This is a genomic window from Xanthomonas vesicatoria ATCC 35937, assembly GCF_001908725.1.
Classification (GTDB): domain Bacteria; phylum Pseudomonadota; class Gammaproteobacteria; order Xanthomonadales; family Xanthomonadaceae; genus Xanthomonas; species Xanthomonas vesicatoria.
Map to the genome: position 1 here is coordinate 4,692,763 of NZ_CP018725.1, position 13,246 is coordinate 4,706,008.

Here is a 13,246-nt window from a genome sequence, read left to right on the forward strand (position 1 = left end):
GCTTAGAATCCGAGAATTTCCTTGCCGAGTGCGAACACCGGCAGGGCGGCGAGGACGCCATCGATGCGATCCAGTACGCCGCCGTGGCCGGGAATCACCGTGCCCGAATCCTTGGCGCCGGCATGGCGCTTGAGCAGGCTCTCGAACAGGTCGCCGAGCACCGACGCCAGCACCGCCACCGCCGCGACCAGGACCAGCTGCGGCACATGCGCCAGGGTCAGCCCGGCCAGCCAGCCGAAGGCGCAGGCCACCGCGATCCCGGCGACCATCCCGCCGAGCAGGCCTTCGATGGTCTTGTTGGGGCTGATGCGCGGCGCCAGCTTGTGCTTGCCGAACGCGCGCCCGGCGAAATACGCCCCCGAGTCGGCCGCCCAGACCATGGTCAGGGCGGTCAGCAGCCACAGGTTGCCCTTGTCTGGGTTGGCATGCAGCAGCACCAGCGCAGCCCAGGCCGGAAGAACCGCCAGGGTGCCGGCCGCGAGCTTGAGCGCGCGCGCCTGGCCATTGCCATGATCGGCGCCAAAGGTGAAAAAGCGCAGCCACAGCAGCGCCAGCACCCACCAGACCACCCCCACCAGGGCGGCGATCTGGAACAGTACCATGGAGCCTGCCGAGGCCCAGACCATCAGCACCATTAGCAGCAGATTGAGCATCAGCAGCACGGTGCGCGGCAGGCTGTCGTCGATGCCGGAGAGCTTGAGCCACTCCCACAGACCTGTCAGGAACAGGATCGCCGCCAGCGCCGCCAGCCATTGGGTGGGCAGCAACACAATCGCGCAGATGGCGAGCGGCGCCATGATCAGCGCGGCAATCACGCGGGTCTTGGTCATGCGGAGGAGATCTCCGTCGCCTTGTCGGCGATCTGGGCACTGGTCAGGCCAAAGCGGCGTTCGCGCCCGGCATAGTCGTCCAGTGCCTGCTGCAGCACGCCGGCATCGAACTCCGGCCACAGGGTTTCGGTGAACCACAGCTCGGTGTAGGCCAGCTGCCACAACAGGAAATTGCTGATGCGGGTATCGCCGCCGGTGCGGATGAACAAGTCCGGCGCCGGCAGGTCGGACAGTGCGACCCGGCTGGACAGCAAGGCCTCGTCGATCTGCTGCGGTTGCAGGCGCCCGGCAGCCACCTCTTCGGCCAACGCACGCGCGGCCAGCGCGATGTCCTGGCGGCCGCCGTAACTGGCTGCGATGCTGAGCACCAGCCGCGCATTACCCGCGGTGATGCGTTCGGCAGTGGCCATGCGCTCCCGCAGCGGCGTTGCGAAGCGGCTGCGCTCGCCGATGAAACGCACCTGCACGCCACGCCGTTGCAGTTCTTCCACCCCGCGGTCCAGCGCATGCAGAAACAGCTTCATCAGCGCATCGACCTCCTCCTGCGGGCGCCCCCAGTTTTCACTGGAGAACGCGAACAAGGTGAGTGCCGACACGCCTTTTTCCAGGCAGAAATCGATGGTGCGGTTGACCGCCCGCGCCCCGGCGCGATGGCCGATCATGCGCGGACGTCGCCGACGCTGCGCCCAACGCCCGTTGCCATCCATGATGATGGCAATGTGGCGCGGGATTGCGTCGGTAGAAGGGGCTGGATGCATGGCAGGGGATGCCACGATCAGACCGTCATCAATTCCTGTTCCTTGCCCTTGACGACCTCATCCACATCCTTGATGGCCTTGTCGGTCAACTTCTGGATGTCGTCTTCGGCGCCACGGGCTTCGTCTTCGGTGACCTTCTTGTCTTTCAGCAGATCCTTGACCTGCTGATTGGCATCGCGACGGATGTTGCGGATGGCCACCTTGCTGTCTTCGCCTTCGCCATGCACAGACTTGCTGAGCTCCTTGCGGCGCTCCTCGGTCAGCGGCGGCAGGTTCAGGCGGATTACCGTGCCCACGACGGTCGGGGTCAGGCCCAGATCCGAGGCGTACAGGGCTTTTTCCACATCCTTGATCATGCCCTTGTCGAACAGGCTGATGACCAGCGAGCGGCCTTCGGACACGCTGATGCTGGCGACCTGGTTCAGGGGCGTGTCGGTGCCGTAGGCCTTGACCTTGATGCCGTCCAGCAGCGCCGGCGAAGCGCGGCCGGTACGCACGGTGGTCAGGGAATGGCGCAGAGCATCGATGCTCTTGGTCATGCGCGTCTGCGCGTCTTGTTTGATCTGGTTGAGCATCGCCGGAATCCGTGTGGAGCTGAATCCGGGGATTATAGCCGGGACTGAGGTTTCACGACTCGCCGGCCTGCAGGGGCCGGCGCAGCCGGTTCACCTGCCTGGCGCGTTCACGTCCGGCGATGTGGCAAATCGGGAAGGAGAGGGAGTAGCAGATCTACGCTTGTGCGACTCCCAAATCCCGTTTCTAAATCCGAAACCTCAGCTACGACCCTGCACCAAGGTGCCGATCTGCTCGCCACGCAGGATGCGTAGCAGCACGCCGGGCTCGCTCATGCCGAAGATGCGCAGCGGCAGGTCGCTGTCGCGGGCCAGCGCAAAGGCAGCGGTATCCATCACTTCCAGGCCCTGCAGGATGACCTCGTCGTAGGTCAGGCTGTCGTAGCGCACCGCATCGGCATGCTTCTTCGGGTCCTTGTCGTACACGCCATCGACCTTGGTGGCCTTCAGCAGCAGGTCGGCGCCAATCTCTATCGCACGCAGTGCGGCGCCCGAATCGGTGGTGAAGAACGGATTGCCGGTGCCGGCGGCGAAGATCGCGATGCGGCCCTTTTCCAGATGACGCATGGCGCGGCGACGGATGAAGTCCTCGCAGACATCGTTGATCTTGATCGCGCTCATCACGCGCACCTTGGCGCCGAGTTTTTCCAGCGCGTCCTGCATGGCCAGCGCATTGATCACAGTGGCGAGCATGCCCATGTGGTCGCCGGTCACGCGGTCCATGCCGCTGGCAGCAAGGCCGGCACCGCGAAAGATATTGCCGCCGCCGATCACCAGCGCGACCTGCGCGCCGGCTTGCTGGGCTTCGATCACTTCATGGGCAAGGCGGTTGATCACCTTGGGGTCGATGCCGTAATCCCCGTCTCCCATCAGCGCCTCCCCGGAAAGTTTGAGAAGAATGCGGCGATAGGAAAGTTCAGACATGGGGGAGACCTCGGGGGTGGGGGACGGCAAACGCCGGCAATTCTAGCGGAAGCCTGCGACCGGGCGTGGTAAAAATTCCTTTGTCGTCATCGAGGTGACGGGCTGCTCAGTGTGCGCGCGGGTTCGGCGGCGTCGGAACATCCGTCGCATCGTAGGCGGTGACGCGGTTGCGGCCGCGATGCTTGGAGCGGTACAGCGTGCTGTCGGCCGCCTGCAACAGATGTTCGATGCTTTCGAACTGGCGCTCGATACCGCCATGCGTGGCCAGGCCCGCCGAGAAGGTGATGTGCAGCGGGCCGCCCTGCAATTGCGCCATCGGCGTGCGCGCAGTCTCGGCAAGGATGCGCTCGATCACCATCAGCGCCGCATCGGCAGGCGTGTTCGGCAGGATTACCAGGAATTCTTCGCCGCCATACCGCGCCACCAGGTCGCTGGTGCGCACCATGCGTTGCAGGGTCTGCGCAAAATTGCGCAGCACCTCGTCGCCGACCAGGTGGCCGTGCGCATCGTTGACGCGCTTGAAATCGTCCAGATCGATGAAGGCGATCGACAGCGGCCAGCTCTGCCGCGATGCCAGCTCGAACTCATGGGTCAGTGCAGTGCCCAGCTGGTGCCGATTGAACACGCCAGTCAACGCGTCGCGGCTGGCCTGCTCGGCGAGATGGCGCATCCGGTTTTCCGATTCGTCGGCATGTCGGCGCGCTTCGGCCACATCCTGCAGTTCGCGCAGGCTCCGCAACAGGGCCAGCTCGCGCGCCTGTTCGAAGATCAGCTGGATATGCTCAGGCTGCGGTACGCGGATATCGAACAATGCTTCGAGCTCGGGCAACGATTCGGCGATGCGTTCGATCACTTTCTCGAAGCGTTCGGCATCCAGTTCCAGCACGTCCTGTGCCTGACGCTGCGCATGCTCGGTGGCAGCGACCGCACTGGCCGAGAGCCAGATGTCGGCCAAGCGACCGGACAGCGCGACGCAGGCCATGAAGGGCTCCAAGCCTGCTGGATCTTCTTCGCTCTGCGCGATCGCATTCTGCAGATAGTGCGGCAGCTGCCACTGATGGGCGAGCCAGGCGCCGATCTCGGCATGGGTGGCCCCCAGGTGTTCGCGCTCTGCGTCCAGCAGCGATGCGTTGTCGGGCGCCTGCTCCATCAATGGGGCATACAGCGCCGGTGCGCCTTGCAGCAGCGCCAGCTTGCCGATGTCCTGCAGCAGGCCAGCCAGCATCAATTCTTCGGGTTTGCGGATGCCATAGGCCTGGCCCAGGATGCGACTGGCCAGTGCGCACAGGCCGGCGCGACGCCAGATGCGCTCATGCAACGGGTGCGCGACGAACGTGCTGCGTACGCCGTGCACCATCGAAAACCCCAGCGCCAGACTCAACGTGGCGTTGAGGCCGAGCATGGTTAGCGCCTGGCCGAGGTTGTCGACGCGGCGGCGGCTGGCGTACAGCGGCGAATTGGCCACGCGCAGCATGCGTGCGCTCAGCGCCATGTCCAGTCCGATGACTTTTGCGGTGGTGGTCATGTCCACGTCCGGGTCCTGCGCCAGCTCGATGATGCGCAGCGCGACGCCGGGCGGCGATGGCAGGTTACGGCAGTAGTGCAGGGCGGCCTGGAGATCTGGTTGCATGAGTCATCGCCAACAGTGAACGCAAGCATACAGCTGCGTTCGTTGAGTTTGAGCACGCCACGGCCCGCAGTCGCCGCAGTGGAAGGCACACGGATAGGGTGCTGAGAGTCTGGTCGGCATTCAGGTGTATCGGCAAGGGCCAGGGCATCTGTAGTGCCCAGTCCTGTTATCGGCGCCACGGATGTGTGCGCTTCAGCTTCGCGCAATGCGGTGTCGTCGGTGCGGCAAAAAAAAAGCCGCGGCATGGCCGCGGCTTTTTCAATGCTGAGGTGAAGATCAGGCCAGGCCGGCCTGCTTCATCACTTCGGCGGCATAGTCTTCCACCACTTTCTCGATGCCCTCGCCCACGGCCAGGCGCTGGAAGCCGATCACGTCCGCGCCGGCGGCCTTGACGGCCTGCTCAACGGTCTGATCGGTGTTCAGCACGTATGGCTGGCCGTACAGGGTGACTTCGTTGACGATCTTGCTGATCTTGCCGCTGATGATCTTTTCCAGGATCTCGGCCGGCTTGGACTTGTCCTTTTCGGACATCTTGGCCAGTTCGATTTCCTTTTCCTTGGCGACAAACTCGGCCGGAACGTCGGATGCCTTGACGTGCGGCGGGTTCATTGCGGCGATGTGCATGGCAATACCACGTGCCAGTTCAACGTCGCCACCCTTGAGTTCGACCAGCACGCCGATACGGCCGCCATGCACGTAGGCCGCGACGTTGTTGGCGCTGTCGATGCGGGCCAAGCGACGCACCTGCAGGTTCTCGCCAACCTTGGCGATCACCGCAGCGCGACGCGCTTCGATGGTCTCGCCGCTATCGAGCTTGACGCTCTTCAGCGCTTCGGCATCGGCCACGTCGGAGTTCAGTGCGGCGTTGGCGACGACTTCGGTGAAGGCCAGGAAGTTCTCGTCCTTGGCGACGAAGTCGGTTTCGGAATTGACTTCGACCAGCACGGCCTTGCCACCGGCCTGTGCGGTAGCGATGCGGCCTTCGGCGGCAACGCGGTCTGCCTTCTTGTCGGCCTTGGCCAGGCCCGACTTGCGCAGCCATTCGGCAGCGGCGTCGATGTCGCCAGCGTTTTCGACGAGTGCCTTCTTGCACTCCATCATGCCGGCGCCGGTGCGCTCGCGCAGTTCCTTGACCAGGGAAGCAGTGATTTCCATGGAATTACCTCGTATGGACGAATGCGATAAGGCGGAAGTGTTCCGCCAGTGGGGAGACGGTGCAGCATGCGGGCCGCCCCCGTAAGAATCTCTGGTCGCCTCAGCGACGGGGCACGATGGACCCGTCGGGGCTGCGGCCGCCCAGCATGGGGCGGCCGCATTGCATGCCGATTACTCGGCAGCCGGTGCCGCAGGTGCGTCAGCCTTCTTCTCGGCGGCCTTCTTGGCCGGAGCGCGACGGCCCTTGCCTTCGTCGCCGGCTTCGGCCGAGAACTCTTCTTCGCGAACTGACGCCGAGTTCGGCGCAGCAGCCTTGCCTTCCAGCACTGCATCGGCAGCGGCACGTGCGTACAGCTGCACGGCACGGATGGCGTCGTCGTTACCCGGGATGGCGTAGTCGACCAGGGCCGGATCGTAGTTGGTGTCGACCACCGCGATCACCGGGATGCCGAGCTTCTTGGCTTCCTTGATGGCGATGTCTTCATGGCCGATATCGATCACGAAGATCGCGTCGGGCAGGCGGTTCATTTCCTTGATGCCGCCCAGCGACGCGTCCAGCTTTTCGCGCTCGCGACGCAGGCCCAGCACTTCGTGCTTGACCAGCTTTTCGAAGGTGCCGTCGGTTTCAGCGGCTTCCAGTTCCTTCAGGCGGGCGACCGACTGCTTGACGGTACGGAAGTTGGTCAGCGTGCCGCCCAGCCAGCGCTGGGTCATGAACGGCATGTTGCAACGCTCGGCTTCTTCCTTGATCGACTCGCGCGCGCTGCGCTTGGTGCCCAGGAACAGCACGGTGCCGCGCTTCTGCGCGATCGAGGAGAGGAAGTTCATCGCGTCGTTGAAGAGCGGAACGGTCTTCTCGAGGTTGATGATGTGGATCTTGCCGCGCGCGCCGAAGATGTACGGCGCCATCTTGGGGTTCCAGTAGCAGGTCCGGTGGCCGAAATGGACGCCGGCTTCCAGCATCTGACGCATGGTGACCTGAGGCATTGAAAAACTCCTGATAGCGGAATCGCCGTGCGCGGCTTGTTGTTGAAAAGTCCGCACATGGATGCGCGGGCTGTTGCGAGGGACTCGCATCAAATCGCACAAGATTCCGGGGTTGGGCTTCCCTGTTGCCTCCGCGACGAACCCTCTAGTGAGGGCACCCCGGCACGGATGGCGGCAGCAGGTGTGGATTCGTCGGTGACGTCCGACGTGAACGACGCAATGCGCGAGAGACGCAAAACAGCCGGCGGAGTATAGCCGGCAGCCCGGTCATGTGCAATCTGCACGGCTGGCTCGGAACCAACAGCGCATAGATGCTTCAGGGCTGCAGGGTGAGCGTGGTTTCGGTGTCGCTGTTGATGCGTGCCACGAACCGGCCAAGACCGAAAGCGAGATTGGCCGGGAGCTGCCACTCCCGGGTCTGGCCCGGCAGGACGTAGCCGGCAAGATCGTCACGGATGCTGCGCCGGCTACCGCTTGCGTCGATAAACGCCAGGTCGGCCAGGCGTGCGTGGTGCACACCGGCGTTGTGGATGCGCAGGGTTTGGAGGCCTCCCTGGGCGGAAAGAGTCGCCTGCAGTTGCGGGTGCGGCTCGCCGGGGTTGCTGGGCATCGCAAATACGGGCGTGGAGTACCGCAACAGCTCGGTTTCGTCGCCGATGGCGTGCTGGGTCACCACCAGCCGATAGCTGTCTTCGGTCGAGGCGGGACTTGGGCCGAGGCGGATGACGCGTAACAGCTGACGGCCCTGCGGCGGGATTTCGAATTGGCTAGGGCTAACGGTGGCGCCGGTGGCCGGCTCCAGCAGTTCGCGCTCGCCGTCCTGGCGCCAGTGATAAAGCTTGGCATCGGCGCGCCACGGTTGCGCTGCCTGGTTGTAAAGCCAGACGGCTGCCTGGTTGCTGTCGGCCGGGATTTGCGCGGTGGTCGGGGCGATGGCGATTTCGGTCGCGGCGGCCGTGCCGGCCATGCATAGCAGGCCCAGCAGCAGCCAACTTGAGCGCGGGCGGGTAGCGGCCATGGTCAGAATGCGATCGTCGTGATGCGTGCCCCACCGTTGGGCATAGGCCCTGCGAGTACGCTGGCTTCCTGGCCGTTGCTGGTGGTCGTTGGGGTGTCGAGGCTACGCGAGGGCTGTGCGACCGCAAACGGTGTACCGCGCGAGCAACTGGCGCGCGGTGGTGTGGTGCGCAGCTCGCAACCACTGAGTAGGCGCAGGCCGATATGCAGGCTGGAGTTGTCCGGGCCGCGGTTGTTGGTCGCGTTGGCTGCAGCGGCGCCGCCAACGAGGGCAACAAGCGAGAGGCACCTTAGGAAGTTGACCGGCGTCATGAAGGCAATCGTTTGCATTGGAGACATTACAGATAGCGACGCCCCCGCTGCGAACTTAATTAACGCTCAGTAAGTGATCGAGACGGTCACCGTGTCGGTATAGGCGCCGGCAATGGGGAGCTGGGGCGCCGGCGCGCGACCATAGACCGTCACCGTCTGCGCGACGCCGGTGCCGGTGCCGGCAAGGGTGTCTACCCCAATCGTGGTGCCCCAGCGGTTACTGCGGCCGGCGTCCTTGTAGAGCTCGTAGGTAATGAAGTTGGCGCTGGTGGCGTGGCGCATGCGGCGGGCGCCGCCGCTGGCGTTGGCGCCGACGTCCAGACCGATGTTCCAGGCGGTGCGGTTTGTGCAGGCCAGGCTGATGGTGGAGCTGCGGTCGATCTGGGTATCGATGCTGCCGGCGATGCTGCCGAAGTCCAGATCGGTGGTGACATAGGTGTTGCAGCGCGCCGGGACTGTGGCCGACGCGGTGAAGGGAAATGCATTGCTGGCGGTCTTGGCGCCGCTGCCGCCGGTCGTGCAATTGGCCGGGGTCGGCGGGACGCCGATGATGCTTTCGTTATAGGCGTAGCGCAGCACGGTGTCGGCGCCCCCGAAATTACTGGTGTGATTGCCGGTCGACAGGATCTGGTTCGCGGGAATGCGCCCGTACAACGTGATGCTGGTCGTCAGCGAGCCGCCGGTGATCACCGGAACGCCGTAAGACAGCGTCAGCAGGCCTGGCGACGGGCTTGCCGACCCGATGGCTCCCCAGACCTGGGTGCGTGCGGCATCCTTGTAGATCTGGAAGTCCAGGCTGTCGCTGGTGGCGTTTAGCATGCGACGCGGGGCATACAGTCCATTGCTGGAGCTGCCGGGCCCGAGATGCAGGCACAGGCTCACCTGCGCATACCCCAGAACGCTGAGCGCGGCGGTCGCGCAGGAGACGTTGAGCGTGGCGACCGCATCGGTCGTGCCATTGGCCGCGACATTGCCGAAGGCCATTGGCGTCCCTAGCGTGACCGTGCAGGTGGTGTCGGCCCGCGCGTGCTGGCTGGGTGCCAGCCACAGGCTGCAGAAGGCCAATACAAGCAGGAGCCGCCAGCGTCTCGATTGCGTCATGGCGAGGGCTCCGCCATGCAGCGGAGCGGGCCAACCCGCGCAATGCCGCCGGCATCGGCTGGATACGCGAACTGCGCAATGCAGCGGCCTTCGGTCAATTCCACCAGGATGCGGTTGTCGTTCTGCAGATTGTCCAGATAGGTTTCGCCGTCGTAGCCGACCACCACACGCTCGGCATCGCCTTGGCGCTGCGCCACGCTGCCTACCGGCACCGGGTCGCCGTTTGCGTCATGCAGGACGATCACCGCAGCGCGCACGCGGGTGATGCCAAACCGCACCGCTACCCCGGATTGCTGACGCGGCGTCACCGTGGTGTCGACGCGATCCACGCGCAGATCCGCCGGCAGGCTCAGCGTATCGATCGATAGTTGGTTGCGCTGCCACGATTGCAATGGCGTCACCAACAAGGTGCCGCGTGCATCGGTGACGCCGATCAAACGATTCTCCAGCCGAACCGGAATGCCGGCTTGACCGTCGGTGGACACCACTGCGAACGCATCCTGGACGTCGCGCGCCGCAAAGCTGCGGCCGTCCATCCACACCAGGCTGCCGCTGGCGCTGGCGTAGCCGAACTTGTTGCCGTCCTGGGTGGCCAAGCCAAAGTTGTAGCGGCCGATGCGGTTCAACCAGCCCAACTCGGCCAGCCCGCCGCTGGCATCGTCGCCACCGCGTGCCTGTACGCGCCAGCCAATGCCGCCCAGGTCGCCGTCGCCGGGCAGCGGCTGACTGACATCGGCCACAAACCCGGTGCGATTGCCGTTGCGCTGCATCGAAGCGCTGGCCTGACGCAACTCGCCGAAGGTGGTCGACAGCGACAGATACAGGCTGCGGTCACTGTGAATATCCAGGTTCTGGTTGCCGGACAGGTTGGCCGCCCAATTGCGCCCGAAGCTGCGCGACCAGAACACACTGGCATAGCGCGAGGTATCGCCTTGCGGATAGCTCAGACGCACATAGCTGGTGCCGAGCGAACCGATCGGATCGATATTGACGCCGAACGCAGCGCGGTCGCTGACGCGTGCCGGCAGACTGCCCTGCAATGCGCCAAGGTCGCGGTAATCGCCGTGGGTGCGCTGGGTCCCCAGATTGATGTTGAAGCGCCGGTTATTCCAGGCGTAACCCAGCACGTACTGCCCGCCGCGCAGCGCATGCATCCGGCTGTGGGCATAGGCTGCATTGAATACGCCGCCAGGGCCGAGCAGCCAAACCCCTCCAGCACCGGCGTTGATCACGCCGCCGCCAGCTTCAGTGTGCGCCTCGATGGTGAAATCGTCGCGCAGGCCCTTGCGCAGGCTGGCGCTGGCAACCGGCTGCGAGGCATAGGAAAACGAGCGCACGCCGTAATCGCGGCGCAGATGGCCGATGCCGGCCGACCACTCGGAAATACCACGTGCCAGCAGCTGCGGGGTGCCATAAAACGCGAAGTCCAGCCGGCGTATCTGGCCGAACGCATCGGTCACCACGATCTGTGCCTGCCCGGTGCCGCTGATGCCTGGCTGTGCCGCCAGCTGAAACGGCCCCGCCGGCACCTGGCCGCTGTATTGGCGCAGCCCGTCGACATACAACTCCACCGTGGAAGGCACTGCCGCTTCGCCCAGAAAGCTGGGCGTTGGGGTCAGTACGCGATAGGGCTGCAGCGCGTAGTTGCGGCCGATCTGCACGCCGCCCAGGCGTAGCGAACGGCTCCAGTCAACGAAGCCGCTGTAAAAATCACCCACCCGCAGGCTAGTGGCGCTGTCGGGGAAATCCATTTGCCAGGCGCTGTCCAGGCGCACCGCCTCGCTGCGCCAGCGTTGGTCCTGCTGGCGGTCGTAGGCCAGGAAAACGGCCGTGGTATCGAACATGCCGCGGCCCAGGCCGAAGCCGCGCAGCTCGGTTGCCAATGACATGCTGCTGGCACCGGCATTGCGCGTGGCATAGAAGTCGTAATTGAGCAGGATGCCTGGCGATGCGGTGGCATTGGGCGGGGCGACTTCTTCCGGCTTGAGGATTGTGGTGGACAGCGACAGCTGCGCTAGTGGCACCTGCAGCGCGAGTCGCTGCAGCGCAGCGTCGTAGCGCACTTCCACATCCGGCAGCAGATCCAGATCGACCAATGCGTCCGGTGCGCGATCGGCCAGGATGAAGCCGAGTTTGCGCAGCGTTTCCACCGAGCCGCGCAGATGGCCATCGACCAGTTCGAACGGCGCCAGGCCGCGATCAGCCTGATTCAGGGTGACATCCAGATACAGCAACTGCGGCTGTGTGGCAGCGGCCTGTGCACTCTGGTCGGGCAACGATGCGACATCGGCCAGGTCCCCGGCCATGGCGTTCGCCCACCCGGTGGCGGCCGCCAGGAGCGTCATCGCCAGCCGAGCCGCATCACGGCGCCGCAGGCGCGTCCAGCAGGATGCGTTCGTCAGCCTCACCATTGATCCTTGCGACGATGGTGCCGCGGCCGAACTGCGTCAGCGGTGCGCCCAACGACCAGCGCATGGTCTGGCCCGGCAAGACATAGCCAACCAACCCGTTCAAGGCTGTCTTGGCCGTGCCATCGATTCGGTGCTGCAGATCGGCCACCTGCGCATGCCCCGAGCCGCTGTTGCTGATCTGAATCTGCGCATTGCCGTCGGTGCCCGCTACGACCTGCGTGCTCAAGGTGGGAGTGGGCCCGGTCTTGCCGGGCGGCAGGACAAAGATTGGCACCGAGTAGCGCAATACGAACTGCATGCCCTTGCGATCGGCATCGGCGCTGGGCAGTTCATCGACGATGATGCGGTAGCAGGCCTCCTGGTGAGTGGGTGCAGGCCCGGCGCGGATCACGCGAATCAGCTGGCGCTCGCCTGCTGCCAAGGTGCGCATCGGCGGGCTGATCAGCAGTTCCTGGGTTGGCTCGAGCTGGTCCTGTCCATCGCGTTGGGTCCAGCGATAAGCGCGGGTCTGCACCTGTACCGGCGCGCCGCCGCTGTTGCTCAACCACAGGCCGTCGGCCGTCTGTTGCGCGCTCAACGTCAGCGAGGTCGGCGCGAGCTGCAGGCTGGCCGCCCGTGCGGACGGCAGCAGCCAGGCGTTGCCCAGCAACAGGCTCAGGGCCAGTCCGATCAGGACCAGCCACGCACGAAGGCGGGACGGCAACTGTTGCGATGGCATATGTGGGCTCAATAGACGATGGTCGCTGTGATGGTGTCCTGGTAACTACCGGTAGCCGGGTTGTTGACCGATGGATTGGTCACTCGGCCGTAGACCGGATAGACCTGGTTGAGACCGGTGGCCGTGCGGCTCAGAGTGTTGGTGCCGGTGGTGCTGCCCCAGACCGTGCTGCGGCCGAGATCCTGATAGAGCTGGTAGGCGATGAAGTTGTTGGTAGTGACCAGCGGGTCGGCGTTCTTCATGCGGCGGGTGGTCACGTCGTTGGCAGTGCCTGCGTTGCTACCCGCACTCAGCGCGATGTTGTAAGGCGTCAATGCGGTGCATTGGGCCGTGACGCTACCGTTTGCGTCGGCGTTGGCAGTGGAGGTGGAGAGCACCGAGCCGAAGTCCACGTCCGTGGCGGACGCGGCGGTGATCGTGCAAGCCTTGGTGACGGCGATCTTGACGTTGAAGGTGGTGGTATCTGCTGCCGTGGCGATGCCGATGGTCGACAGCAAGCCAAGAGAGAGCAGGACAGGGCGGACAGTGTGCATGGACATTTCCTTGACCGGTCGGGTCTGTGGTGACGCGACAAGGTGTCGCTCCCCCTGCAATGCATCCGCTGTGCCAAACATAACTGCGAATTCATCATCTATCTAGGTGTTTGGATTGACTCTTTCCCTCGATCTGGGATGTCTTGCGGATGACTCCGCTTGCGCAAAAGTTGACGCGAGATGAGCTGCGTCACACATGAATAGGCGGTGCCGTCGGTTTCCTGTTGTCACGCTCGCTTAACGCGCCGGCATTGCGTCGTGCAAAAAACGCCGACGCGGGTCGTTCAGATTCAGCCCG

The 13,246-nt window shown here is 64.6% G+C and carries 13 protein-coding genes; all 13 read right to left on the bottom strand.

The features are described 5' to 3' along the window. Positions 1 to 2: 2 nt before the first annotated feature. On the bottom strand, positions 3 to 830 hold the full coding sequence (locus BJD12_RS20495; RefSeq protein WP_039423350.1) for a phosphatidate cytidylyltransferase: 828 nt from the start codon (positions 828 to 830) through the stop codon (positions 3 to 5). Beyond that, positions 827 to 1,588: a polyprenyl diphosphate synthase gene (gene uppS, locus BJD12_RS20500; protein WP_039423349.1), complete on the bottom strand. Its 762-nt coding sequence runs from the start codon at positions 1,586 to 1,588 to the stop codon at positions 827 to 829. Before uppS ends, BJD12_RS20495 begins: the two co-directional genes overlap by 4 nt. Before the next feature lie 17 nt (positions 1,589 to 1,605). Continuing rightward, the gene (gene frr / locus BJD12_RS20505) at positions 1,606 to 2,163 is read right to left on the bottom strand and encodes a ribosome recycling factor (protein ID WP_005988237.1); all 558 of its coding nucleotides are present in this window, start codon (positions 2,161 to 2,163) and stop codon (positions 1,606 to 1,608) included. A gap of 198 nt (positions 2,164 to 2,361) precedes the next feature. Beyond that, positions 2,362 to 3,084 (bottom strand): UMP kinase, encoded by a 723-nt coding sequence (gene pyrH, locus BJD12_RS20510; RefSeq protein ID WP_042827595.1) that lies wholly within the window; start codon positions 3,082 to 3,084, stop codon positions 2,362 to 2,364. Positions 3,085 to 3,190: 106 nt separating this feature from the next. Then, positions 3,191 to 4,714 (bottom strand): sensor domain-containing diguanylate cyclase, encoded by a 1,524-nt coding sequence (locus BJD12_RS20515; RefSeq protein ID WP_005988241.1) that lies wholly within the window; start codon positions 4,712 to 4,714, stop codon positions 3,191 to 3,193. Between the two features lie 276 nt (positions 4,715 to 4,990). Then, positions 4,991 to 5,869: a translation elongation factor Ts gene (gene tsf, locus BJD12_RS20520; RefSeq protein WP_005988243.1), complete on the bottom strand. Its 879-nt coding sequence runs from the start codon at positions 5,867 to 5,869 to the stop codon at positions 4,991 to 4,993. 171 nt (positions 5,870 to 6,040) lie between these two features. Next, a complete protein-coding gene (rpsB, locus tag BJD12_RS20525; RefSeq protein WP_039423346.1) occupies positions 6,041 to 6,856 on the bottom strand; it encodes a 30S ribosomal protein S2 in 816 nt (271 codons plus the stop codon). 316 nt (positions 6,857 to 7,172) lie between these two features. Further along, positions 7,173 to 7,874, bottom strand: a complete 702-nt coding sequence (locus BJD12_RS20530; protein ID WP_005988247.1) for a fimbrial biogenesis chaperone — start codon at positions 7,872 to 7,874, stop codon at positions 7,173 to 7,175. Between the two features lie 2 nt (positions 7,875 to 7,876). Further along, positions 7,877 to 8,203, bottom strand: coding sequence for a hypothetical protein (locus BJD12_RS20535; protein ID WP_039423345.1), 327 nt, complete (start codon positions 8,201 to 8,203; stop codon positions 7,877 to 7,879). A gap of 48 nt (positions 8,204 to 8,251) precedes the next feature. Further along, entirely contained in the window at positions 8,252 to 9,286 is a 1,035-nt protein-coding gene (locus tag BJD12_RS20540; RefSeq protein ID WP_042827596.1) for a Csu type fimbrial protein, read from the bottom strand. Further along, on the bottom strand, positions 9,283 to 11,631 hold the full coding sequence (locus BJD12_RS20545) for a fimbria/pilus outer membrane usher protein (protein ID WP_005988250.1): 2,349 nt from the start codon (positions 11,629 to 11,631) through the stop codon (positions 9,283 to 9,285). Before BJD12_RS20545 ends, BJD12_RS20540 begins: the two co-directional genes overlap by 4 nt. Positions 11,632 to 11,647: 16 nt before the next feature. After that, positions 11,648 to 12,415: a fimbrial biogenesis chaperone gene (locus BJD12_RS20550; protein WP_005988252.1), complete on the bottom strand. Its 768-nt coding sequence runs from the start codon at positions 12,413 to 12,415 to the stop codon at positions 11,648 to 11,650. An 8-nt stretch (positions 12,416 to 12,423) separates the two neighbouring features. Next, a complete protein-coding gene (locus tag BJD12_RS20555; RefSeq protein ID WP_039423357.1) occupies positions 12,424 to 12,948 on the bottom strand; it encodes a Csu type fimbrial protein in 525 nt (174 codons plus the stop codon). Positions 12,949 to 13,246 lie beyond the last annotated feature (298 nt).